The organism is Polaromonas sp. (assembly GCF_030680935.1).
Classification (GTDB): domain Bacteria; phylum Pseudomonadota; class Gammaproteobacteria; order Burkholderiales; family Burkholderiaceae_C; genus Polaromonas.
Genome location: NZ_JAUXUP010000039.1, coordinates 24636 through 48936, shown reverse-complemented (window position 1 = coordinate 48936; position 24301 = coordinate 24636). Strand labels below are relative to the sequence as shown.

Sequence of the window (24301 nt, the reverse complement as noted above, 5' to 3'; positions counted from 1 at the left end):
TGTTTCTACAGAGCGTTCCAGCAGCTCCTTCTGGTAGGCGTCCACCGCATCCCATTTATTGACCGCGAGCACCACAGCGCGGCCGCTTTCCAGGATGTAGCCGGCGATGTGGGCGTCCTGATCGGTCACGCCCTGGGTGGCGTCGAGAAGCAGCAGCACCACGTTGGCGCTTTCGATGGCCTGCAGGGTTTTGACCACGGAAAACTTTTCAATCGCCTCGAACACCTTGCCCTTGCGGCGCAAGCCGGCGGTGTCTATGAGCTCGAACTTCTGCCCGGCCTTTTCAAAAGGGACGGAAATCGCATCGCGCGTGGTGCCCGGCTGGTCGAATGCGACCAGCCGCTCCTCACCCAGCCAGGTGTTGATCAGCGTCGATTTGCCGACGTTGGGGCGCCCGGCGACCGCGAGCTTGATCACGGTCGGGTCGGCGGGCTCACCCTCCTCCTCCGGGTCCGGCAAGTTCAGGGGCGCCAGCGCCATGTCCACCAGCGTGCGCATGCCCTGGCCGTGAGATGCCGAAACGGCCAGCACCTCTCCCAGACCCAGCTCAAAAAACTCGGACAACTGCACACCCTCGGTCATGCCTTCGGCCTTGTTGGCGGTCAGCACCGTTGGTTTACCCAGCTTGCGCAGGTATTTGGCGATGTCGTGGTCCTGGGCGTTGACCCCGGCACGTGCATCGACCACAAAAACCACCACATCGGCTTCGGCCACGGCCTGCCGGGTCTGCTTGGCCATTTCCTTGTAGATGCCATCGGCCGCCTTGGGCTCAAAGCCGCCGGTGTCGATGACGATGAATTCCTGTGCGCCCAGCCTGCCGTTGCCGTAGTGGCGGTCCCGGGTCAGGCCGGCATAGTCGGCCACAATCGCGTCACGCGACTTGGTCAGGCGGTTGAAGATGGTCGATTTGCCCACATTGGGGCGACCGACCAGGGCGATAACAGGTTTCACGAGATGGCATTCAAGACGGGGAAATCAGCCCCCTTGGGGCAATATGGACGGGTTTTACCGACACGGGCTGCGGAACCGGTCTTGGCCTGTCCTGAGCCTGACGAAGGGCCGGGCCGCAGGCGCAGCGCCCCTCTTCCTGGTGCAAGGGGCAGCGCACCGCCGAAGGCACGCGAAGCGAGGAGCGTGGGGGCCAACATTTATTCAGGTGCGAAGCCAAACACGTTCCCGGACCGCGTCGCGGCAATCAGGGTGTTGCCCGATAACACGGGGGTAGCAGCCACCGCAGAACCGTCGGTGGAGAGCCGGTTCAGCGTTGAGCCGTCCGCACGCGACAACAGGTGTACAAAACCGGCGGCGTCACCGATGGCAATCGAGCGACCCACAACCACAGGAGCGCCCAGGCTGCGATAACGCAAACTGTCGGTGCTCCAGGCGTTTTCACCATCGGCACGCAGCCATGCGATGACCCTGCCGTCGGCTTCGGTGCCAAACACCAGACGGTCGTCCCCCGCAATACCCTGTGCACCATTGGCCGGTTTGGTCCAGAGCAATGCGCCGCGCTGGGCATCGACGCAGCCCACGCTGGCCTGGAAAGCACGGGCGCAGACGGAGCTACCCACACGGCTCACACTGCCCACGAGATCGACCAGGCGTTCCACATCATTGATGCCGCGCGGAGATGCAATCGGCGCCTCCCAGCGGATGCTGCCGTTGAGCGGATTGATGCCACTCAGGCGTCCGGCCAGGCCGACCACCAACGTGTCGCCGACTGCAAGCATCACGCCCGCCTGGCGCAGAACCAGCGGTTCGCTGGGACGTTGCTGGGTCCAGAGCTTGCGCCCGGTCTGCCCGTCAAACGCATTGACCGAGCGGTCCGCCGCCAGCACAAATACCCTCCCCCCCGCAACAAAAGGTGAGGAAAAAGCCTGGGCGGCCAGTTTCTGGCGCCAGATTTCACGACCGTTGTCCAGCGCAACAACTTCATTGCTTCGCGTGACGACCGCGGCCAACTTGCCGTCGCTGCCGACGCCGGCGGCGATCGGTGTACCCACGTTTGTTCGCCAGCGGTCGCGGCCGCTGCGCGCCTCCAGCGCGGCCACTGTGCCGTCGCTGCTGGCAACAACAACCGTATCACCAGCAACCGTCATCTGCAGGGGAAACGCCACCTCACCAATGCGCGCACTCCAGACCTGTCGGGCCGGCACCAGGGCCACCACCGGTTGCAGTTCAGCCGGTTGGGGCTTTTTCACGGAGCTGCCAAAAAACCCGCTGACGGCTGAACAGCCCGTCAAAACCGCTATCAAAATAATAGCTGCTGGCGTGCGAAGGGTATGGGCCAGTGGCCGAAAAGAATTGAAAATCACGGCTTGACCTCCGGTTTGGACAATGAAGGGGCAGCGGTTGCGGACGGGTTCAAGCCAAGCGCATTGAGCTTGACTTCGACCAGACGCCGGTATTCGGCACGCTCATCCATGGCCTTGAAGGCTTTTTCGTACTCGGCCCGCGCTTCGGCGCGCTTGCCCTGCGCGGCCAGAATATCGCCCCGACGATCCGCTGCAAGCGCAACGAAGTCTTTGGGGAATGGCGCGGCCAGCATTTGCACCGCCTCGTCATGGGCCTTGGCTTCAAGCAGCAGACCGGCCAGACGCAGCCGGGCGATAGCCTGGTAGCCTTCGTCGGCACTTTTACCCGCCACCCAGGCCAAAGATGCCTTGGCCGAATCGATATTGCCCTTGTCGTAATAAACCTTGGCGGCCAGCAGTCCGGCCTGCTGGGCAAACGCAGTGCCGGCAAAGCGCTCTTTCATGTCGGCCAGTGAACGATCGAGGCGGTTGATCTCACCCGACGCGGCTGCACGTTCCACTTCGTCGTACATGAGCGCGGCCTTGGCAGCCTGGTCGCGCTTCCAGTAGTTGTAGCCGTTCCAGGCTGCAAACGTGCCCAGAATCGCAATCAAAACCCAGGTAATCAGGTTGCCATATTGCTTCCAGAAATGCTTGAGTTCGTCAAGCTGTTCCTGTTCTTCCAAATCGAGATGTTTTGCCATAAAGCTTTGTCTAGTCCACCAAATGAATGTTGATTGTAGGGGGCGGGTTTCGCCGCCCTACCGCAAGCTGTCGGCCCATGACGCCACCGCGTCCAGAGGCTGCAGTGTTTGGGCCTTGGCGACATCAAGCTTTTCACCACGCAGGCTCTTGACTGCGACGCACCCCTGAGCCAATTCAACCTCACCGAAGATCAGCGCATGGCGGGCACCGCTGCCATCGGCTTTCTTGAACTGCGATTTCATGCTGCCCATGCCCTCCCCCGCTGCACCGGCGGCCGAATGCATCTGTACGCTGATCCCCCGCGCACGCAAGGCCTGAAGGGTTTTCAGCACCAGCGGCAGCGCCGCAGCTTCGGGAACAATGGCATAGACATCCGGCACGGCAGGCGCGGTCGCCAGGCCCTGCTCACTGATGAGCTCAAGCACCCGTTCCACGCCCAGTGCCCAGCCGACCGCCGGTGCTGCCTTGCCGCCGACCTGTTCAATCAGGTAGTCGTAACGCCCGCCGCCGCAGATCGTGCCCTGCGCCCCCAGACTTTCGGTGATGAACTCAAACACCGTCAGGTTGTAGTAGTCCATGCCTCGTACCAGCCGGGGATTGATGCGGTAAGCCAGACCGTTGGCGTCCAGCATGGCCGTGACGCGGCTGAAATGCGCCAGTGAGGCTTCACCCAGAAAGTCCATTAGCCGGGGTGCACTTTCCACCAAGGCCTGCATCTTGGGATTTTTGGTATCCAGGATACGAAGAGGGTTGGTGTGCAAGCGGCGCCTGGCCTCCTCGTCGAGCTGGTCGCGGTTGGCCTCCAGGTATTCAATCAGGGCGGCACGGTGCAACTTGCGTTCTGCGGGCTCACCGAGACTGTTGAGTTCGAGCCGCACATCTTTCAAGCCGAGCTCTTGCCACAGGGCTTGCGCCAGCAGAATAATTTCGGCATCGACCTCGGCGCCCGCAAAACCCAACGCCTCTGCGCCAATCTGGTGAAACTGCCGATATCGCCCGCGCTGAGGTCGCTCATGCCGGAACATCGGCCCCATGTAGTACAGGCGCTTTCCACCTTCGTACAGCAGATTGTGCTCGGCAACCGCACGTACGACACCGGCCGTATTTTCGGGCCGCAGGGTCAGCGCCTCCCCATTGAGCCTGTCCTCAAAAGAGTACATCTCTTTTTCGACAATATCGGTCACCTCGCCGAGGCCACGCACAAACAGCGCTGTCGGCTCGACGATGGGTGTGCGAATGTTGCGGTAGGCGTAACGCGCCATCAAGGCACGCACGGTTTCCTCAAGCGCCTCCCAACCCGCTGACGCGGGCGGCAAAATGTCATTCATGCCTTTGACGGCAACTAATTTTTCAACCATGGAGGAGTTCAAGCAGCCTGGGCCTGTTTGCCAAAGCGCTTTTCGATGTAGTTTTCAACAATCACGCGGAACTCCTGCGCGATGCGGTCACCGCGCAACGTGATACTTTTTTCGCCATCGATGTACACCGGCGCGGCTGGCGCTTCGCCAGAACCCGGCAGGCTGATACCGATGTCGGCATGTTTGCTTTCACCAGGCCCATTGACGATGCATCCCATCACCGCGACCTTGAGTTTTTCCACACCAGGGTATTGCTCGCGCCACACAGGCATCTGCGCCCTCAGGAAATCATCAATTTCCTTGGTCAATTCCTGGAAGGTGGTGCTGGTGGTGCGGCCGCAGCCCGGGCAGGCCGTGACGCTGGGCACAAAGCTGCGCAGCCCCAGGGCCTGCAGAATTTCGGAGGCGATGAGCACTTCCTGGGTACGCGCCTCGCCGGGCTGAGGCGTCAACGAGACCCTGATGGTGTCGCCAATGCCCTCCTGCAGCAACACCGCCAGCGCAGCGCTGGATGCCACCGTTCCCTTGGTACCCATGCCCGCTTCGGTCAGACCCAGGTGAAGTGCGTAGCGTGAACGTTTCGACAGCTCCCGGTAAACCGAGATCAGGTCCTGCACACCGCTGACTTTGCAGGAAAGGATGATCTGGCTTTTTTCCAGGCCCATCTGCTCAGCCAGCTTGGCGGATCCGATGGCCGAGGTGATCAGCGCCTCGTACATGACCTGCTTTGCATCCCAGGGCTGGTCGCGACGGCTGTTCTCGTCCATCAGGCCGGCCAGCAACTCCTGGTCCAGGCTGCCCCAATTGACACCTATGCGCACTGGCTTGTTCCAGCGCATGGCCGCTTCAATCATCTGTCCAAACTGGCGGTCGTGTTTGTCGCCTTTGCCCACATTACCGGGATTGATGCGGTACTTGGACAGAGCCTCTGCACAGGCCGGGAAATCAGTCAGCAGGCGATGGCCGTTGTAATGAAAGTCGCCAACCAGGGGCACATCAATACCCATGCGATCGAGTTGCTCGCGAATATAGGGCACCTGCGCAGCAGCCTCTGGCGTATTGACGGTGATACGCACCATTTCCGAACCGGCGATGGCCAACTCCTTGACCTGGATGGCGGTGCCAATGGCGTCAACGGTATCGGTGTTGGTCATGGACTGGACACGCACCGGCGCATCACCACCCACGGTCACAACCCGCGAGCCCCAACTCACACGCGCCTGCAACGAGACACGCGCTTTCGGCGCAGCCGATTCAATGGGACCAGATGACTCCACTATTTCACCTCGAAACGCGCGACGTTGTCTTTGCTGACTGTTGTCAGATCGAAGGCCCGGCCGCGCACCTGCACCCGCGTCGCATCGGCCCGGCCAACGACCGCCGACAGCGGTAAAACCCCGGTGGCGCCAACTTCTTCGCCAGCCGCCAGCGTGCGCCGCAGCACCACCACATTTTTGGCATCTGTCACCTCCACCCAGGACTCGCCGCTGGCCCTGAACACGATGATTCCAGGCGCAACTGGCAAAGCCGCAACAGCTGGCACCGCTGCTTCCACCGGCAAAACCGGCGCTGTAGCGGAGGACAACGTGGGGGCCAGCGCCGGAGCGACGGACGGCGCTGCGAGCGACGCCGGGGTCTCAGCCACCGCAACAGGCGCGGGAGAAGCGACTTCGTTTGTCGGCTGCGGTGGCAGGGCAGCGGCAGATGAAGCCGGGCTGCTGGTCACCGCCGTGCTGCCTGCGGTCACCAGCGACAATGCCCCGCGTTGCTGGGCCGTGGGTATGAATATCAGCACCAGCGCGCCCATCACCAGCAAGAGACCCGCCAGCACAGCAGGCCTGGAAACTTGCGCCCAGAGGGAGGGCGCCGGGCCATCCCCGGGGGCCCGAAACGGCGTGTTGATGGCGGTTTGCGGCTGACCCAGGCGCGGCGTGCCGGTTTGTGGCAACAGGGCGAGAATCCGGCTGGGATCGACTTTGAGGGTACGGCAAACACTGGCCGCCAACGCACGCACAAACACTGCATCCGGCAGGAGATCGAGACGGTCGGCCTCCAGCGCCTCCAGCTTTTTGACAGGCACTTTCAAGGAAACCGCCAAGGCAGCAATGTGGAGGCCAGCCGCCTCGCGGGCTTGTCGCAACAGCAAACCAGCGCTGACGCCGATCTCGGCCAACTCGACATGGTCCACAGGGTCGTCGGTGCTTTCCGGGTGCGTCAGCCCGGGACCGTCGGCCAAGTGGCTGGCAAGTTCAGTCATTGAAAGCTCCTCGGTCATAAGCAGATGCCTCACGCGACTGGGCGAAGCGCTTCTTGAGTTGATTGGCCAGCTGTGCCATCGCTTCACGGTCGCCAAGGCCACGCTCGACCTTGATGCCCAGCCAGAGGGTTTCCGCATTGGCCAGGTTGCTGTTGTTGAGGCGACGTATATAGAACTGGGCCTGCGTTAAATTGCCGCGTTTGAACAGGACATCGGCCAGGTTGTAGCCGGTGACAGGATTGCCTGCGTCGAGCTCGTAAGACTGGAGCAGGCTACGCTCGCCCTCTGCCATCTGCCCGGCACGTATCTGGCACAGACCCTGCGTCATCAGCGTTTTAGGCTGTGCGCCGTAAGACGGCAAGGCAATCGCGCGAGCGAACATGGCAGTGGACTCGCTGTAGCGATTTTGCTGGCACAAAAGCCAGCCGTAGTTGTGCAGCACATCGCCATCACGAGGGTTCAAAGTCATCGCTCGGCGAAAACTCTCTTCAGCAAGCGCGTTGTCGTTGAGCCGCATGTAAACCAGCCCGCGCAAGTTGTGGGCATCGGCGAAGGTCGGGTCGGCGATGAGGGCCTGCTTGAGTTCGTCCAACGCCACATTGGTCTGCCCCTGCTGGAAGTAGTTGGCGGCCAATTCAAGGCGAATGCGCGCACGCTTGCGGTTGTCGGGTTCGTCGGACTCGGTCATGATCTCCGCTCGCGCGCCATTGGCCCCGACTGCCGCACCGGGATTGCCGGCGCAGCCGTAAAGCAGCAACGCTGCAGCGCAGGCCAAAAGCAGCGTCGCAATGCGGACGAATTTCATACACCGACCTCCCGGGTGACAATCTTGATGCCCTTGAGCATACCCTGCCGCTGTGTCGCCATGCGCTGCTGTACACCCGTGCGATCCTGCACGTCGCCGGCCAGTTGACCGCAGGCGGCGTCGATGTCGTCGCCCCGGGTTTTGCGGACAGTGGTCACGATACCGGCGTCCATCAGGATTTTTGCGAAGGCCATCACTTGTGGCATGGCAGAGCGCTTCAGGCCGGAAGCCGGAAACGGATTGAAGGGGATGAGGTTGAACTTGCAGGACAAACCCTGGGCGGCGTGATGACGCACCAACGAAATCAGCTGTAGCGCTTGCTCCGGCTGGTCGTTTACGCCTTCCAGCATGCAGTATTCGAAGGTCATGAAATCCCTGGGTGCAGCCTGCTGGTACCGGCTACAGGCCTGCAGCAGTTCGGCAATTGGGTACTTCTTGTTCAACGGCACCAGGTTGCTGCGCAGCTCGTCATCGGGCGCATGCAACGACACTGCGAGCGCGACCGGGCAATCCTGCGCCAGACGGTCCATCATGGGTACCACGCCAGAGGTGGATACCGTCAGGCGGCGGCGCGACAGCCCATAACCGTGGTCGTCCAGCATCATGCGCAGGGCCGGCAACAACTGCGCGTAATTTTGCAGTGGCTCACCCATGCCCATCATCACCACGTTGGAGACAACACGCTCATTCTTGCCCAGGTGCGCGCGCAGGAAGTGCTCTGCAAACCAGAGCTGACCAATGATTTCTGCCGTTGTCAGGTTGCGGCTGAAGCCCTGGTGGCCGGTGGAACAAAAACGGCAGCCGACAGCGCAACCGGCCTGCGACGAAATACACAGCGTTCCGCGATCTGATTCGGGAATAAAGACGGTTTCAATGACGTCGCCCGCCCCCACATCGAACAGCCACTTGATGGTCCCGTCGGCCGAGTCGTGACGAGAAACCACCTTCAGCCCCTGAATGTGCGCAGAAGCGGGCAGCTTTTCGCGCAGCGACCGGGCCAGATCAGTCATCTGGCTGAAATCGGTCGCGCCTTTCTGGTGAATCCAGCGAAAAAGCTGGGTTGCGCGGAAGCGTTTTTCCCCCAGCCCCTCGCAAAACGCAGCCAGACCTTCCAGATCGTAATCAAGCAGGTTGGCTGTCATCGGGTCAGAAACTCGCGATCTAGCGCGAATGGATATTCATGCCCGCGAAGAAGAAGCTGATCTCCACCTGGGCAGTTTCCACGGCATCAGAGCCATGAACGGCATTGGCGTCAATGCTTTCAGCAAAGTCGGCCCGGATGGTACCGGCGGCCGCCTTCTTCGGATCGGTGGCGCCCATCAGATCGCGGTGTTTCAGGATGGCATTTTCACCTTCGAGCGCAGAGATCATCACCGGGCCGGAAATCATGAATGAGACCAGATCCTTGAAGAAAGGACGGTCTTTGTGCACACCGTAAAAAGCCTCGGCTTCGCCGCGTGACAGATGCGCCAGACGAGCCGCCACCACTTTCAGGCCGGCAGCCTCAAAACGAGCGTAAATTTGACCGATGACATTTTTGGCCACTGCGTCGGGTTTGATGATGGAGAGAGTGCGTTCGATCGCCATGGGGGTTCCTTAACCTTGGATATTTTTGGATTTTTCCGGATCTATTCAAAACGAATAAAGCCTCTGATTTTAACCCGCTGCCAACGGCCCTGAGCAAACAATGGCCATCCTTTCCATCGAGCAGTCGTACTGTGAACAGGCTCCAGCCGCCTGGGCGGCCGAAGGGACGTCGGCTGCAAAGCGACCGAGACGGTCCACTTTCCGCCAGCTTTTGGCGCCATGGCTATGGCTATGGCTATGCAAACCCCACAAAAACTGTCCTCGCCGGGGTCACTTTTCGCTCCGACGCCATCTGCCGCTCAGACTCCTAGCGGTTTCCGCCCCGGTTACCGCCACCGCGATTGCCGCCGCCCCGGTTGCCGCCACCGCCCCCTCGGCGCTGGCCCCCACCTGCGTTGCCGCTGGCATTGCCGCCCCCGCCTCCTCCGCCAGCGCCAGCCCCACCGCCGCGCCGCTGCCCTTGTCCTGGTCCCTGGCGCTGCCGGGTGAAGGTGTCGGCGCCGATGTAGCCGAAAGAGGTCTTCATGGGATCGGGCTGTGCGCCACCCGGGCCCTTATCACCTCTGTCGCCCCGGTCGTCACGGCGTTTTGGCCCCTGCCCAGCACCGTTACCGCCAAACTGGCCCGGGAGGCCGGATCTCGGGCCTGCTCCGCCACTCCCACCGCTGCCTCGCCCGCCCTTGTTACCCCGGCGGCGGTTTCCGCCTTGTGACCCACCGTTGCGGTTCAGTGGCGGCTGTAAGTCCCGCGGATCGTGACCTTCCTGATCGTCCTGGCTTGACGGGTCGCGCAGCTCGACGTTTCCCGGTGTGGCACGCGTGCCCTGGCCAGCATCCGCGCGACCGCGACCACCCCTGGAGCGCTCATTGCGCCTGGGGCCACGGCCCTCCCTGGCCTCGCCAGGTCCACCGGCGCCCCCATCAGCGCTGCCCCGGTTGGCGCCGCGCGGATCGGCGCGCGACTCAGAACGGCTGACCGCACCGGTCAGGGCCAGAATGTCCCTGTCATCGAGCTCGACAAAGGCGCCGCGCTTGAGACCGCGCGGCAGCACCACCGCGCCGTAACGGATGCGGATCAGGCGACTGACCGCATGGCCCACCGCTTCAAACATGCGCCGCACCTCTCGGTTGCGGCCTTCGGAAATCGTCACCCGATACCAGCAGTTCGCGCCCTCACCTCCGCCAGCTTCAAGGGAACTGAACTGGGCCATGCCGTCGTCAAGTTGCACACCGTCGAGCAGGCGCTTTTTTTCTTCGTTGCTCAAGGCGCCCAGGACACGCACCGCATACTCGCGCTCCAGACCAAAACGCGGATGCATCAACCGGTTCGCCAGCTCACCCGAGCTGGTCAGCAGCAAAAGGCCCTCGGTGTTCAGGTCGAGGCGTCCCACCGACTGCCACTTACCCTGAAACAACTTGGGCAGACGGCGAAATACAGTGGGGCGATTTTGCGGATCGTCATGCGAGACCACCTCGCCCGAAGGCTTGTGATAAGCAATCACGCGCGGCGGCGGCGGGTCAACCCGCACCCGCACCGGCTTGCCATTGACCTTGACCGTGTCGCCAAACTGGATACGCTGGCCGATGTGGGCGGGCTCGCCATTGACGGATATCCGTCCTTCCAGAATCAGCTGCTCCATCTCCAGCCGCGAACCAAGCCCCGCCTGGGCCAGCACCTTGTGCAGCTTGGGCGTCTCCGGCTGCGCCGACAGGACGCGCTTGGGCAACTCGACTGCAGGGTCTTCCTCATCGGCATCGAATTGGCCCGTGACCACGTCGTCAAATCGGGCCTGCGACTGTGGCGCGGGCGCTGGGCGCTCCTGTCCACCCCGCAGTTGGGCAGGATCGATGTCCACTTCGGTCGCATCCGGCCCTTGATCCGCTATCAGTTTAATAGCTGCTTGCGCTTGCTCCTCCAGGGCCAAGGGCGGATTTGTTGCCTCAACCGGGGCTGTCGGCTCGGCCGGAGCCGGGTTGTCTTGTGGATTCATGCGGTGGCGTTCAGGCGTTGGGAAGGATGGCCGCGGTGCTGTCGGCCAAGTTAGGGTTCGCTGGCGCAAACACATCGTCTTCGGGGCTGTCAGCCGACTGCGGGGCTGGATCCTGCGCGGCCCGCACATCGGTATCCGCTGAAGCATTCAAGCCAAACTCGATCTGCCCCAGCATGGCCGCCTGTCCCGCCGTCGTGTCCATGGCCGGAAGCTGATCCAGCGATTCGACCCCAAGGTCATCGAGAAACTGTCGGGTGGTGGCGTAAAGCCCGGGCCGGCCGACGGTCTCCCGGTGCCCGATCACCTCGACCCAGCCGCGGTCTTCGAGTTGTTTGAGAATCAGGCTGTTGATGGTCACGCCACGGATATCTTCCATATCGCCCCGGGTCACAGGTTGGCGATAGGCAATGATGGCCAGTGTTTCCAGCGTGGCGCGGGTGTATCGCGGCGGTTTTTCAGGGTGCAGACGATCAAGAAACTCTCGCATTTGCGGCCGACTTTGAAAACGCCAGCCGCTGGCCACATGAACCAATTCGACCCCGCGACCGGTCCAGTCGTCTTGCAACTCTTCAAGCAGAAGTTTGAGTGTGTCGGCCGACACCGCCCCGTTGAACAAAACCCCCATATCGCGCACCGGCAGCGGCTGCTGAGCGCAAATAAGAGCCGTTTCGAGGACGCGCTTGGCATCCGTCGTATTCATGGTCTTGATTCCGAAATGATTCGAGGTAAAGGCGCCGGTCGGCGCCGGTCACATTCATGGGCAACCACCCGGTCGGGGGAGCGCCATGCGGCGGGTAGAAGAAAACTACTGCACTTAATTGTATCTCAGGCCCAGGCTGGCCGCCGCCGCCGCCAGGTCGGCCGGCAGCGGCGACTTGAATTCCAGTGGCTGCCCTGTTGCCGGATGCGCAAATGCAAGCCGACAGGCATGCAGGGCCTGTCGATCCAGACCGGCGGCAGGCTTGCCACCATACACCTCGTCTGCAACAAGCGGGTGGCCGATGGAGGCCATGTGGACGCGAATCTGATGGGTCCGACCGGTCTGCAATTTGCACTTGACCAGGCAGAAGGCACCTTCGCTTTGCAGCAAGGCAATGCCTGTCGATGCCGTTTTGCCTGCATTTTTCTCCAGATCAACCACAGCCATGCGCAAGCGATTGCGCGGATCGCGGCCCATGGGTGCATCGACCTGGCGCTTGGCCGGGCCTTGCCAGGCGCCATGCGCCAGCGCCAGGTATTCGCGGTGAACGCTGCGCTCGGCAATCATCGAAACCAGCGAGTCCATGGCTTGACGCTTGCGTGCGACGACCATCAAACCGCTGGTGTCCTTGTCCAGCCGGTGCACAATACCTGCACGCGGCAGCAACGCGGCTTGCGGATCCCGCGCCAGCAGCCCGTTCAGAAGGGTGCCGCTCCAGTTGCCCGGCGCCGGGTGTACCACCAGACCGGCAGGCTTGTTGATCACCAGCAGGTACTCATCTTCGAAAACCACGTCCAGCGCCATCACTTCCGGTTTAAACGCCTGGCTTTGCGGGGTTGGCTTGAGTTCTATCCTGAGAACATCGCCCGCCTTGACCTTGGCCGAAGCCTTGGTGAGTGCAAGGCCGTTGAGCTCCACAGCTGCGGCGGCTATCAGCTGCTGCAGATAACTTCGCGAGAACTCGGGCACGATGCCTGCCAGTGCGCGGTCAAGACGCTCGCCGTGACTGGCTGCGGGAACACTGACCTGACGCCATTCGCCTTCTGCGGAATCTTCTGCGCCAGCCTCTGCATCCTCCAGGACCTCGTCTGCAAGAACGCCCGGCAGCATGGCGCTCGATATAATCGGTTTGCTTTGTACTGAATCAGTCATCAAGAGGATCAATTGCGATGTTTCCCACCAAATTATCGGTTGTTCCAGCCAACTTGCCTTCCAGCGCGGCCTTGCTGGCCTGCCTGATCCTCCTCTCGGCCTGTTCGTCCACCGTCAAGGACCCCACTGTCGGCTGGAGTCCGAACAAGATTTATGCCGAGGCCAAGGACGAAGCAGATTCTGGCGCTTACGACAAAGCCATTCCACTGTTTGAAAAACTCGAAGGCCGAGCCGCTGGTACGCCGCTGGCACAGCAAGCCCAGCTGGAGAAAGCCTACGCCCAATTCAAGGGGGGTGAGCAGGCTCAGGCACTGGCCACGCTGGACCGCTTCATCAAGCTGCATCCGTCCAGCCCCGCCCTCGACTATGCCCTCTATCTCAAAGGCCTGGTCAACTTCAATGAAAACCTGGGTCTGTTCAGCTTTTTATACAAGCAGGACCTGTCCGAGCGGGACCAGAAAGCGGCGAAAGAGTCTTTCGAGTCCTTCAAGGATCTGGTCAACCAGTTCCCCGAGTCCAAATATTCCGCCGATGCCCGCCTGCGCATGACCTACATCGTCAATTCGCTGGCCCAGTATGAAGTCCACGTCGCGCGCTTCTACTACACGCGGGGCGCCTACATCTCTGCCATCAACCGTGCACAAACCGCGATCACGGAGTTTCGCGATGTGCCAGCCCTGGAAGAGGCCTTGTTCATCCTGTACAAGTCTTACGACGCCCTGAGCATGACCCAGTTGCGCGACGACACGCGGCGGGTCATGGAGAAGAACTATCCCCAGAGCGAGTACCTGTCCAAGGGCTCCAAGACGGTGGATGGGCCGTGGTACAGGTTCTGGTAAGCAGGTCCAGCCGCTCAAAGAGTTCTTCTTCGGACACCAGGCGCTGCATCGCGGGCAGTGCACGCATCAGGCGCTTGCCATAACCCATGGTCGCCAGGCGGCCGTCGCAGACAACCAGCACGCCCTGATCGGTCTCGCGGCGTATCAGGCGCCCGGCGCCCTGTTTCAAGGCCACTGCGGCCTCAGGCAGAAAATAGTCGTTGAACGCGCTGCCTCCAGCCGCCTCCAGCAGGCGTGAACGTGCCTCCACCATGGGATCATTCGGTGGCGGAAAAGGCAACTTGTCAATGATGACCAGTTGCAGCGCATCTCCGGGCACATCAATACCCTCCCAAAACGAGGCTGACGCGACCAGCACACACCCACGGCTTCCGTGTTGATCCGCCTGGCGAAAACGCTCGATCAGGGCGCGCTTGGGCATCGCTCCCTGCACCAGCACTTGCATGTCGGTTGAATTTTCGAACGTGGCCTGCAAGGCATCACCTATGCTGCGAAGGGCACGCAAGGTGGTGGTGAGCACCATGGTCCGGCCACCTAGACGCCGCGCCCAGTCCGCCGCAGATACTGCCACGGCCGCCAGGTGCGCCGGGTCGCCGGGCTTAGGGAAATTTTTCGGAACATAAAAAGCGGCCTGTCGCGCGTAGTCAAAAGGACTGCCCACACGAAGCAACTCCGCTTCTGCCAAGCCGCACGGTCGCGTGAACCAGCTCAACCTCTCATCGTCGCCCAGCGTGGCTGAAGTAAATATCCAGGATTTGGCGGCCTCCTGATCGGTTGGAAAGACGATAGCGGCAATCGATTTGGCAATATCCAGCGGGGCCTCTACCAGCCGCAACTGCGTGCCAACCTCCAGCCACCGCACGCCGCCCGGATCGGCAGCGCAGGAAAAGCCCAATGCCCGCTCCGCCAACTCAGTCGCGCGCTCGTTCAAGCGCACAAAGTCCGGCGCTATTTCGCTGACCGTGTTGAGGGCTTTGCCCGCAACATCCAGGCATGCAGACAGGCTTGACAACGCACTGGCCCATTCCTTCTCATGCAGCCCCTCGGGCGTAGCGTCAGTCCAACGCAACTTGCTGCCTGGGTAGGCCTGGCCCACATTCAGGCGCAGCTCGCGGGCTGTGTGTTCCACCGCACCGGCCAGTGCCTGCCAGTCGGCGAGGCCACGGGCCAGTTGCAGACCGGTCGCCAGCATGTCGCGAGAGAAATCCAGCAGTTGCCCGGTGGAAAGATTTTTTCCGAGAAACTGGACCCCGGTTTCATTAAGCTGGTGCGCCTCGTCAAAGATCGCAATACGCACCGTTGGCAACAGCTCAGCCACGCCGGATTCGCGCACCGCCATGTCCGCAAAAAACAGGTGGTGATTGATCACCACGACATCGGCCGCCAGCGCCTCTCGGCGGGCGTGGTTGACATGGCAGGCACGGAACCTCGGGCACGGTGCACCCAGGCAGTTTTCACGGGTGGAAGTCACCCAGGGAATGACCGGGGAACGTTCGTCCAGGCCGGGGAGTTCTGCCAGATCGCCACTGACGGTCAGGCGCGCCCATTCTTCAATTTTGGCCAGGGTACGGAGTGCGCTGCGCTCCGGAAAACCGGCATCGTGCCGGGCCATCTCCATGCGGTGCAGACACAGGTAGCTGCCCCGCCCTTTGAGCAAGGCCGTGCTGACTGGTACGCGCAGTGCCTTGACCAGCATCGGCAGGTCGCGGCCAAAAAGCTGATCCTGCAGCGCCTTGGTGGCGGTGGATAACAACACCCGTTCACCACTGAGCAGAGCCGGAACCAGGTAAGAAAATGTTTTTCCTACCCCTGTACTGGCTTCAACCACCAGCGGATAAGCGCCCTCGATGGCGCGCGCAACGGCAACCGCCATTTCTGTCTGGCCGCTCCTGGCCGCGAAATGATCCGTGGCACGCGCTATCGCGCCGTCAGGCCCAAACGCCTCCAGGACTTGAAACTCAAGTGTCATCAGGCAGGTTCGGGAGGTTGCAGCGCCAGTTCAAGCTGGGATATCTGGTCACGCAGAAGCAAGCGGCGCTTTTTTAGCCGCCGTAGCGTCAACTCATCAATCGGAACAGCATGCGAGGCAATATCCACCAGGGCATTGAGATCAGCATGTTCGATTTTGAGTTCAATCAGGCGCCGCTCCGGAGAATGTAGGTTAAGGTCCAAGGTATTACTATCGGGCGTGCTGCTTCATCTGATAATACGTTGGTTACGGAGATAAATCGAGTCCCCATGGCTCGGCCATTGAAAATGTCCAAAGGTTATCGAATCACAGCGTCTACGGGCATCCACAAGGGTGATCGCGACTACCAGCAAGACCAGGTGGCACTGCTCAGTCACCCCCACGTTGCCGAGTGCATGCTGGGCATCGTGGCCGACGGCATGGGCGGGCGAAGCGGCGGACGCAAGGCCTCGGACCAGGTGATGATGACGGCCAGACAGCTGTTTGAGCGTTACTCTCCCGCCACGGACGACCCGGTGTCCATGCTCAAACAACTGGTGGAAGAAGCCCACACGGTGATCAAGCTGACGGCCATCTCGGCGGAGCAGGAACCACACAGTACGCTGGCCGCATTTTTAATCAACCCCAGCGGCGACTGCCACTGGGTACACGCCGGCGATTCACGCATTTACCATTTTCATGGCAACAAGATGCTCAAGCGCACCACCGACCACTCTTATGTGCAGACCCTGGTGGACAAAGGGGAAATCACAGAAGACGAAGCGAATGTGCATCCGCAATCGAATATTTTGATGGGTTGCCTCGGCACCGAAGAAGGTCCGCCCATCAGCCAGCACTTTATTCCCCAGATGAAGCCTGGCGACTCGCTGATCGCCTGTAGCGACGGCGTTTGGCACTATTTCAGCCCCAACGAAATGGGCTCCGCCCTATCGATGCTCGCACCGCGCGAAGCGACGGAATTTTTGATCCAGAAGGCCAGATCGCGCGCCCGCGGCGGCGGCGACAACCTGTCACTGGTCATCGTCAAGCTGGAAGCGCTGGACTGACCTCACCGGACTTCGGGCAAAGGAGCGGCCGCAGGTTTTTTCTGCTCCAACAGCCTTTTCTCGCGAGTGGCTTTGCGCTCAGCCACCTCCTGCTGCTTGTCTTTGAACTTTTGTAACTCATCGGCACTGGCGGCCTGTTTTTGAACCCGGGACTGGGCTTTTTCCTGCGACCCAGCAACGCGCTTGGCGGCCTCTGAGGCGCTCAAACCTTCGTTCGCTTTCAGGTCGATCCTGTCCTGGATCTTCAGGCGCGACTGCTCTTCCCGTGCCCGCGTGTCCTCCAGCGCCTTGGCGCGACGCTCAGCCGCCTGTTGCAGGGCCTCGAGGGAGGACTTCTCCTCGGTCTTGCGAATCTGCTCGGCAGCCTTGATCTGGCGCTCCCTGGCGTCCAGCACGACTTCGCGGTTTTTCAGGTCCTTCATGATGTCGCGCCGTTGCGGCGCCAGTTCGTTCAGGCAGTTGTTGACAAAGAATTTTTTGTAACACGCTGCTTCCAGTGTGTCGAACTTCGCTTCCTGGGCGACTCTTTCGGTCAACACGCGGGTCCGCTCCGCTGTGACGGCGGCCAACACCTGTTCATCGCCAGTCTGGCTGGCCGCAGCCAGGGCGAGGGTGGAAAGCAGCAGGGAAATAATGCGTTTTTTCATGTCAAGGTGGTGTCCACGGTTCTGCGCTCCAGTGCCAGAAACTCAGAGGACTGCATTTCGTTGAGCCGGGAAACCGTGCGGGGAAACTCGTGCGCCAATGGGCCTTCTGTGTACAACGCTTCGGGCGCTACTTCTGCCGACAGGATCAATTTGACACGCCTATCGTAAAGAACATCTATCAGCCAGGTAAAGCGCCGTGCCTCGGACGCCATGCGCAGCGGCATGCGCGGCACATCGCTGAGCAGCACGGTGTGGAACTGGGTGGCAATCTCCAGATAATCGTTTTGTGACCGTGGCCCCCCACACAGGGTCTTGAAATCGAACCAAACCAGTCCGCCAGCCTTGCGCCGTGCATGAATCTTGCGCTCTTCAATGTGCAGAATCGGCGACTCGTCATGGGACTCAGCCAGTCGCGCGAAAGTTTCTGCCATCTCGGCGTCAGCCTGCTGCCCCAGCGGGGTGTGGTACAGCTTGACCCGCTCCAGGGTGCGCCGCCGGTAATCGGTGCCATTGTCCACACTGAGCACCTCCAGATGCTGCTTGAGCAACTCGATGGCCGGCAGGATACGGTCCCGGTGCAGACCGTTCGGGTACAGGTCATCCGGACGAAAGTTGGAGGTGGTGACAAAACCGACGCCATTGTCAAACAGCGCCGACAACAGGCGATGCAGAATCATCGCGTCTGTGATGTCTGCCACATGAAACTCGTCAAAACAGATCAGCCGGTAACGCTTGGCAATGCGTTTTCCCAGTTCATCCAACGGATTGACTGTGCCCTGCAGGTCACGCAACTCACGGTGCACCTCGCGCATGAACTCATGAAAATGCAGACGGGTTTTTCGCTGCAAGGGAACCGCGTTGTAAAAGCAGTCCATCAAAAAGCTTTTGCCGCGCCCCACCCCGCCGTGCATGTAGACGCCGCGCGGGATATCAGGCCGGTTGATGAGTTTTTTCAGTGGGTTGGAGCGCTTCTCCTTGAAGGCCGCCCACTCCGTGGCGCAACGTTCAAGAGCCTCAACTGCGCGTAACTGGGCGGGGTCACTGGTGTAGCCCCGCGCTTTGAGTTCAGACGCATACTCGGAGCTTACGGACATCGTGGTCTTGAGCGCGCGATCAGAAGTTCAGCGTGCGTTTGTCGACGGCCAAGGCAGCTTCCTTGGTCGCCTCACTGAGCGAAGGATGCGCATGGCAAATCCGGGCGATGTCCTCGGAACTGGCTCTGAACTCCATGGCCACCACACATTCGGCAATCAGCTCGCTGGCCATGGGGCCAACAATGTGCACGCCCAGAATTTCATCGGTGGCAGCGTCAGCCAGCATTTTCACCATGCCGGTGGTGTCACCCAGGGCCCGGGCCCGGCCGTTGGCCATGAAGGGAAAGGTGCCGGCCTTGTAGGCACGGCCCGCAGCTTTGAGCTGCTCCTCAGTTTGACCCACCCAGGCAATCTCGGGGTTGGTGTAAATCACCCACGGAATGGTGTTGAAGTTGACATGACCGTGCTGGCCGGCGATACGCTCAGCCACCGCCACACCCTCTTCCTCGGCCTTGTGCGCCAGCATCGGACCGCGCACCACATCACCGACCGCCCAGACGTTGGGCAGGTTGGTTTTGCAGTCCCCATCGACCACAATCGCGCCGCGCTCGTCGAGCTTCAGGCCAACGGCGTCCGGCGCCAGGCCAATGGTGTTTGCAACACGGCCAATCGACACAATCAGTTTGTCCACCTCAAGCGTCTGGGCTTCACCCTTGGAATTGGTCCAGGCGACAGACACGCCCTGTTTGCCGTTCTTGATCTCGCCCACCTTCGCACCGAGCTCGATTTTCAGGCCCTGCTTGACGAAGGCCTTGTGCGCCTCTTTGGCAATCTGCTGATCGACTGCGCCCAGAAACACCGGCAGACCTTCCAGTACGGTCACTTCAGCGCCCAGACGGCGCCAGACCGAGCCCATCTCCAGGCCAATCACTCCTGAGCCGATCAGACCGAGCTTTTTAGGAACGGCACCGATTCGCAAGGCACCGTCGTTCGACAGAATATTTTCTTCGTCGAACGGCGCACCCGGCAAGGCGCGTGCATTGGAGCCGGTGGCCACGATGACGTGTTTACCGGCGATGGTTTCTTCAGTAGCACCCGCCACCTTGATCTCGTACAGGCCGTCTTTTGCCGCGGCAAAAGAGCCACGGCCATGAAAAAAAGTGACCTTGTTTTTCTTGAACAGGTAAACAATGCCGTCGTTGTTCTGCTTGACGACGGTGTCCTTGCGGCCCACCATCTTCGCGATATCCAGACCCAGACCCTTGACCTCGATGCCATGCTCGGCAAAGTGGTGGCTGGCATGGTCGAAATGCTCGGACGACTGGAGCAAGGCCTTGGACGGAATGCAGCCGACGTTGGTGCAGGTGCCACCCAGCGCCGGGCCGCCCTTGGCGTTTTTCCATTCGTCGATACAGGCCACGTTAAAACCCAGCTGGGCTGCGCGAATTGCGGCGATATAGCCACCAGGACCGCCGCCAATGACGATCACGTCAAATTGTTTGGACATGCAGGTCTCCTTAGATGTCAAACAACAGACGAGCCGGATCTTCTAGCGCTTCCTTCATCGCCACCAGGCCGAGCACGGCTTCGCGGCCGTCCACGATGCGGTGGTCATAACTCATGGCGAGGTAGTTGATCGGGCGCACCACAACCTGGCCGTTTTCGACCACTGCGCGGTCTTTGGTCGCATGCACACCCAGAATCGCGGACTGCGGCGGGTTGATGATGGGGGTGGACAGCATGGAGCCGAAAACGCCGCCGTTGGAGATAGAGAAGGTGCCGCCTGACATCTCTTCAATGCCCAGCTTGCCGTCGCGTGCCTTGGCGCCGTACTCGGCGATTTTCTTTTCAATATCGGCAAAACTCATCTGGTCGGCGTTGCGCAGAATTGGTACCACCAGACCGCGCGGCGACCCGACGGCGATGCCGATGTCAAAGTAGCCGTGGTAGACGACATCATTGCCATCCACCGAGGCGTTGAGCACCGGGTACTTTTTCAGCGCATGGACCGCTGCCTTGACGAAAAAGCTCATGAAACCGATCTTCACGCCATGCTCTTTTTCAAACTTTTCCTGAAAGCGCTTGCGCATCTCCATCACCGGCGCCATGTTGACCTCGTTGAAGGTGGTCAGGATGGCATTGGTCGCTTGGGACTGCAGCAAACGCTCGGCGATACGCGCACGCAGGCGGCTCATGGGCACGCGTTGCTCCGGCCGATCGCCCAGGTCACCGACCTTCGCTGGCGCCGCCACTTGAGGCAAGGAAGTGGTTGGAGCCCCTGTGGGTATTGCGCTGGCAGCTACTGATTTAGGAGCGACTCCTGCGGCAACCGCGCCCAGCACATCACCCTTGGTGACACGGCCATCCTTGCCGCTGCCGGCGACGGAGCCCGCAGCGAGCTGGTTGTCGGCCATCAGTTTGGCGGCGGCGGGCATGGCCACACCGGCCATGCTGCCGCCTGAGGCGGCGGCAAGGGCTGGAGCCGATGCAGGCGCAGCTGCTGTAGCTGCGGCAGGTGCAGCCGCTGCGGCAGCCACTTTGCCCTCGGTGTCAATTTTTGCAATCAGCTGCTCGGCCATCACGGTAGCGCCATCGGCCACCAGGATTTCGGCGAGCACGCCTGCCGCTGGCGCGGGCACTTCCAGCACCACCTTGTCCGTCTCGATCTCGATCAGGATTTCGTCGATGGCGATGGAGTCGCCAACTTTTTTCTTCCACTGCAGCATCGTGGCTTCGGCCACGGATTCGGACAGCTGGGGGACTTTAACTTCTACGGTAGCCATGTGAATTCTTTCAATTTTTGAGTTCGGGGCAGGAACGCCATTGCGTCCGGTCGGCTCTTATTTGGTCAGGATGAAGCCCTTGAGCTTGGCAAAAGCGCCGTCCACAAGCGCCTTTTGCTGCTCCTGATGCAGGTGCGAATAGCCGACAGCCGGCGAAGCCGACGCCGCGCGGCCGGAGTAACCGAGTTTCTGGCCCTCTGCCATGTTTTCGTGGATGTAGTGCTGAACAAAAAACCAGGCGCCCTGGTTTTGCGGCTCATCCTGGCACCAGACGATCTCGGCGAGGTTGGGGTACTTCTTGAGTTCGGTGGCAAAGGCTTTGTGCGGGAAGGGGTACAGCTGCTCCACGCGCAGGATGGCCACGTCGTCCAGGCTTTTTTCCTCGCGCTTTTTGGCCAGGTCGTAATACACCTTGCCGGAGCAGGCAATCACCCGCTTGACCTTGTCGGCCTTGAGCGTGCCGCTGTCAGGGATCACCGTCTGGAAGCTTCCCTTGGTGAACTCGGACAGGGGCGATGTGGCGTCCTTGTTGCGCAGCAGTGACTTGGGCGTCATGATGATCAGCGGCTTGCGCAGGTTGCGTACCATCTGCCGACGCAGCACATGGAAAATCTGACTGGCCGTAGTAGGCTGTACCACCTGCATATTGGTGTCGGCCGACAGCTGCATGAAGCGCTCCAGCCGCGCCGAGCTGTGCTCCGGCCCCTGGCCTTCGTAGCCATGCGGCAGCATCAGCGTGATGCCATTGACCCGGCCCCACTTGACCTCACCCGAGGCGATGAACTGGTCAATCACGACCTGGGCACCATTGACGAAATCGCCAAACTGCGCTTCCCAGATCACCAGGGTGTTCGGGTCATTCGACGCATAACCGTACTCAAAGGCCAACACGGCCTCTTCCGACAGGATGGAGTCAATCACCACAAACGGCGCCTGGTTGTCGGCGACGTTTTGCAGAGGCACGTAGGTGCCGGTATCCCATTTTTCGCGGCTCTGGTCGTGAATGACCGCGTGCCGGTGGGTGAAAGTGCCACGTCCGCAGTCTTCGCCCGACAGACGCACCGGGTAACCGCTGGCCACCAGCGAGGCAAAAGCCATGTGTTCACCCATGCCCCAGTCCACGGGAATATCGCCACGGCCCATGGCAGCGCGGTCGTCGTACACCTTCTTGACCAGCTGATGCGCCGTCACGCTAGGCGGGATGGTGCTGACCTTGTCGGCGAGGCGCTTCCACTCGGCCATGGGAATGGCGGTATCGCCGGCATCCGTCCACTTTTTGCCGAGGTAAGGACTCCAGTCCACCGCATACATGCTTTTGAAGTTGGTGATGACCGGGTCAAACGTACTTTTGCCAGCATCCAGTGCGGCGCGTACCGCCTTGACCATGTCGTCACCCAGCGTTTCGCCCATGCCCTGCGCGGACAGCTTGTCGGCATACAGCTTGCGCGTACCGGGGTGCTGGGCAATTTTTTTGTACATCAGCGGCTGCGTCAGCGCCGGTGTGTCCTGCTCGTTGTGGCCAAGTTTGCGGAAGCAGATGATGTCCACCACCACGTCCTTCTGGAAGGCCATGCGGAACTCGAGCGCCAGCTGCGTGGCCAGTACCACGGCTTCCGGGTCGTCGCCGTTGACGTGCAACACGGGTGCATCAATCATCTTGACGACATCGGTGCAATACAGCGTGGAGCGGCTGTCGCGCGGGTCGCTGGAGGTGAAGCCAATCTGGTTGTTGATGACTATGTGCACCGTGCCGCCGGTGGAATAACCACGCGTCTCGGCCAGCGCCAGCGTTTCCATCACCACGCCCTGTCCCGCAAACGCGGCGTCGCCGTGCACCAGCACCGGCAGCACCTGCAGGCCTTTGGGGTCGGCACGGCGGTCCATGCGGGCACGAACCGAGCCTTCGACCACCGGGTTGACGATTTCAAGGTGGGAGGGGTTGAAGGCCAGACTCAAATGGACCGGGCCGCCAGGGGTGGTGACGTCCGAGCTGAAGCCCTGGTGGTACTTGACGTCCCCACTGGGCAGGTCTTCGGGCGCCGTGTGGTCGAACTCGGCAAACAGGTTGGCCGGTACTTTGCCCAATGAATTGACCAGCACATTCAGACGGCCCCGGTGCGCCATGCCGATGACGATTTCCTTGACGCCAATGCTGCCGCCGCGCTGGATCAGCTCGTCCATGCTGGCAATAAAGCTCTCGCCGCCTTCCAGCGAGAAGCGTTTCTGGCCGACGTATTTGGTGTGCAGGAAACGCTCCAGACCCTCGGCCGCGCTCAGACGGTCCAGAATGTGGCGCTTTTTCTCCGGTGTGAAATTGGGTTTGCTGCGGATACTTTCCAGTTTCTGTTGCCACCAGCGCTTCTGGTTCTGGTCGGTCATGTACATGTACTCGGCGCCAATGGTGCCGCAGTAGGTCTCGCGCAGCGCATTGAGCAGCTCGCGCAAGCTCATGGTGTCTTTGCCGAAGAAAGTGTTGCTGGTATTGAACACCGTTTCCTGGTCGGCATCGGTGAAACCGTAAAAGGACGGATCCAGTTCCGGGATGTGGTCGCGCTCGGTGCGCTTGAGAGGATCCAGATCGGCCCATCGGGCGCCGACGTTGCGATAAGCGGCTATGAGCTGCTGCACCGCTGTTCGCTTGCGCCCCATCTCGGAGTCGGCGCTCGCCATGACCACCTTGGTCTGGCCCAGCTTGGCGCGCTCGGCAAAAGCGTTGACGACCGGCAGATGCGGCACGTCCTTGGCATTGCTGCCATCCAAAGCGGGGACATGTTGCAAGGCATCGAAATACTCGCGCCAGTTATCCGGCACGCTGCCGGGGTTGGCAAGGTAGTTTTCGTACATCTCTTCGACATACGGCGCATTGCCGCCGAAGAGATAGGTGTTGCCTTGATAGGCCGTATAGACGGACGATGCCGCCGGTTGGGAACTCATTACGCTGACCTCCGTTTCCCTTTGGGAAACATTAGCTGGCCACAACGGGATGTGGCTGGTTGATTAACCTTCCGCGATCACGGCTTGACCGATTGGCGGATGCGACTGTGGCAAGGAAGGGCCTTCAGAAACAAGCTTGATTGTGCCACCGAATGCACAAACGAGAAAAACCGGGCGCCTTGCCGGCACCCGGTTTTGTCA

Annotated in this window: 21 protein-coding genes; 2 read left to right on the top strand and 19 right to left on the bottom strand. The window is 60.9% G+C overall.

Annotated elements, in window-relative coordinates; all coding sequences use genetic code 11:
- The 12 genes from der to Q8L50_RS10475 all read right to left on the bottom strand — a co-directional run.
- Nucleotides 1–951, bottom strand: a 951-nt coding sequence (gene der, locus Q8L50_RS10530; protein WP_305348626.1) for a ribosome biogenesis GTPase Der, incomplete at its 3' end; no start/stop codon positions are given.
- A 197-nt stretch (nucleotides 952–1148) separates the two neighbouring features.
- Entirely contained in the window at nucleotides 1149–2315 is a 1167-nt protein-coding gene (gene bamB, locus Q8L50_RS10525; RefSeq protein WP_305348625.1) for an outer membrane protein assembly factor BamB, read from the bottom strand.
- Nucleotides 2312–2998, bottom strand: coding sequence for a tetratricopeptide repeat protein (locus Q8L50_RS10520; protein ID WP_305348624.1), 687 nt, complete (start codon nucleotides 2996–2998; stop codon nucleotides 2312–2314). Before Q8L50_RS10520 ends, bamB begins: the two co-directional genes overlap by 4 nt.
- A gap of 57 nt (nucleotides 2999–3055) precedes the next feature.
- Complete coding sequence (gene hisS, locus Q8L50_RS10515; protein ID WP_305348623.1) at nucleotides 3056–4357, bottom strand: histidine--tRNA ligase; 1302 nt, start codon at nucleotides 4355–4357, stop codon at nucleotides 3056–3058.
- Between the two features lie 8 nt (nucleotides 4358–4365).
- Nucleotides 4366–5634 (bottom strand): flavodoxin-dependent (E)-4-hydroxy-3-methylbut-2-enyl-diphosphate synthase, encoded by a 1269-nt coding sequence (gene ispG / locus Q8L50_RS10510; RefSeq protein ID WP_305348622.1) that lies wholly within the window; start codon nucleotides 5632–5634, stop codon nucleotides 4366–4368.
- Complete coding sequence (locus Q8L50_RS10505) at nucleotides 5634–6614, bottom strand: helix-turn-helix domain-containing protein (protein WP_305348621.1); 981 nt, start codon at nucleotides 6612–6614, stop codon at nucleotides 5634–5636. The genes ispG and Q8L50_RS10505 overlap by 1 nt, the downstream gene beginning before the upstream one ends.
- On the bottom strand, nucleotides 6607–7419 hold the full coding sequence (gene pilW, locus Q8L50_RS10500) for a type IV pilus biogenesis/stability protein PilW (RefSeq protein ID WP_305348620.1): 813 nt from the start codon (nucleotides 7417–7419) through the stop codon (nucleotides 6607–6609). The genes Q8L50_RS10505 and pilW overlap by 8 nt, the downstream gene beginning before the upstream one ends.
- The gene (rlmN, locus tag Q8L50_RS10495; protein WP_305348619.1) at nucleotides 7416–8561 is read right to left on the bottom strand and encodes a 23S rRNA (adenine(2503)-C(2))-methyltransferase RlmN; all 1146 of its coding nucleotides are present in this window, start codon (nucleotides 8559–8561) and stop codon (nucleotides 7416–7418) included. The genes pilW and rlmN overlap by 4 nt, the downstream gene beginning before the upstream one ends.
- Nucleotides 8562–8580: 19 nt before the next feature.
- The gene (ndk, locus tag Q8L50_RS10490) at nucleotides 8581–9006 is read right to left on the bottom strand and encodes a nucleoside-diphosphate kinase (protein ID WP_305348618.1); all 426 of its coding nucleotides are present in this window, start codon (nucleotides 9004–9006) and stop codon (nucleotides 8581–8583) included.
- Between the two features lie 307 nt (nucleotides 9007–9313).
- Complete coding sequence (locus tag Q8L50_RS10485) at nucleotides 9314–10996, bottom strand: pseudouridine synthase (protein WP_305348617.1); 1683 nt, start codon at nucleotides 10994–10996, stop codon at nucleotides 9314–9316.
- A 10-nt stretch (nucleotides 10997–11006) separates the two neighbouring features.
- Nucleotides 11007–11696 (bottom strand): SMC-Scp complex subunit ScpB, encoded by a 690-nt coding sequence (gene scpB / locus Q8L50_RS10480; protein ID WP_305348616.1) that lies wholly within the window; start codon nucleotides 11694–11696, stop codon nucleotides 11007–11009.
- 114 nt (nucleotides 11697–11810) lie between these two features.
- Complete coding sequence (locus Q8L50_RS10475) at nucleotides 11811–12848, bottom strand: RluA family pseudouridine synthase (protein ID WP_305348615.1); 1038 nt, start codon at nucleotides 12846–12848, stop codon at nucleotides 11811–11813.
- A 17-nt stretch (nucleotides 12849–12865) separates the two neighbouring features.
- Here Q8L50_RS10475 and Q8L50_RS10470 point away from each other — a divergent pair, with 17 nt between their 5' ends.
- Nucleotides 12866–13687 carry an outer membrane protein assembly factor BamD gene (locus Q8L50_RS10470; RefSeq protein ID WP_305348614.1) on the top strand — a complete coding sequence of 274 codons (822 nt, stop codon included), beginning with the start codon at nucleotides 12866–12868 and terminating at the stop codon, nucleotides 13685–13687.
- Here Q8L50_RS10470 and Q8L50_RS10465 read toward each other — a convergent pair.
- On the bottom strand, nucleotides 13605–15656 hold the full coding sequence (locus tag Q8L50_RS10465; protein WP_305348613.1) for an ATP-dependent DNA helicase: 2052 nt from the start codon (nucleotides 15654–15656) through the stop codon (nucleotides 13605–13607). The genes Q8L50_RS10470 and Q8L50_RS10465 overlap by 83 nt on opposite strands.
- Nucleotides 15656–15859: a DUF465 domain-containing protein gene (locus Q8L50_RS10460; RefSeq protein WP_305348612.1), complete on the bottom strand. Its 204-nt coding sequence runs from the start codon at nucleotides 15857–15859 to the stop codon at nucleotides 15656–15658. Before Q8L50_RS10460 ends, Q8L50_RS10465 begins: the two co-directional genes overlap by 1 nt.
- An 84-nt stretch (nucleotides 15860–15943) precedes the next feature.
- On the opposite strand from Q8L50_RS10460, the gene Q8L50_RS10455 reads away from it, so the two are divergent.
- On the top strand, nucleotides 15944–16702 hold the full coding sequence (locus Q8L50_RS10455; protein WP_305348611.1) for a PP2C family serine/threonine-protein phosphatase: 759 nt from the start codon (nucleotides 15944–15946) through the stop codon (nucleotides 16700–16702).
- 2 nt (nucleotides 16703–16704) lie between these two features.
- On the opposite strand, the gene Q8L50_RS10450 is transcribed toward Q8L50_RS10455, so the two are convergent.
- Genes Q8L50_RS10450 through Q8L50_RS10430 form a run of 5 tightly spaced genes read right to left on the bottom strand, consistent with a single transcriptional unit; the run spans nucleotide 16705 to nucleotide 24100 of the window.
- Entirely contained in the window at nucleotides 16705–17349 is a 645-nt protein-coding gene (locus tag Q8L50_RS10450; protein WP_305348610.1) for a hypothetical protein, read from the bottom strand.
- Complete coding sequence (zapE, locus tag Q8L50_RS10445) at nucleotides 17346–18443, bottom strand: cell division protein ZapE (RefSeq protein WP_305348609.1); 1098 nt, start codon at nucleotides 18441–18443, stop codon at nucleotides 17346–17348. The genes Q8L50_RS10450 and zapE overlap by 4 nt, the downstream gene beginning before the upstream one ends.
- A 19-nt stretch (nucleotides 18444–18462) precedes the next feature.
- Nucleotides 18463–19890, bottom strand: a complete 1428-nt coding sequence (gene lpdA, locus Q8L50_RS10440; RefSeq protein WP_305348608.1) for a dihydrolipoyl dehydrogenase — start codon at nucleotides 19888–19890, stop codon at nucleotides 18463–18465.
- Nucleotides 19891–19900: 10 nt separating this feature from the next.
- Entirely contained in the window at nucleotides 19901–21166 is a 1266-nt protein-coding gene (odhB, locus tag Q8L50_RS10435) for a 2-oxoglutarate dehydrogenase complex dihydrolipoyllysine-residue succinyltransferase (protein WP_305348607.1), read from the bottom strand.
- Between the two features lie 57 nt (nucleotides 21167–21223).
- Nucleotides 21224–24100, bottom strand: coding sequence for a 2-oxoglutarate dehydrogenase E1 component (locus Q8L50_RS10430; RefSeq protein WP_305348606.1), 2877 nt, complete (start codon nucleotides 24098–24100; stop codon nucleotides 21224–21226).
- Nucleotides 24101–24301 lie beyond the last annotated feature (201 nt).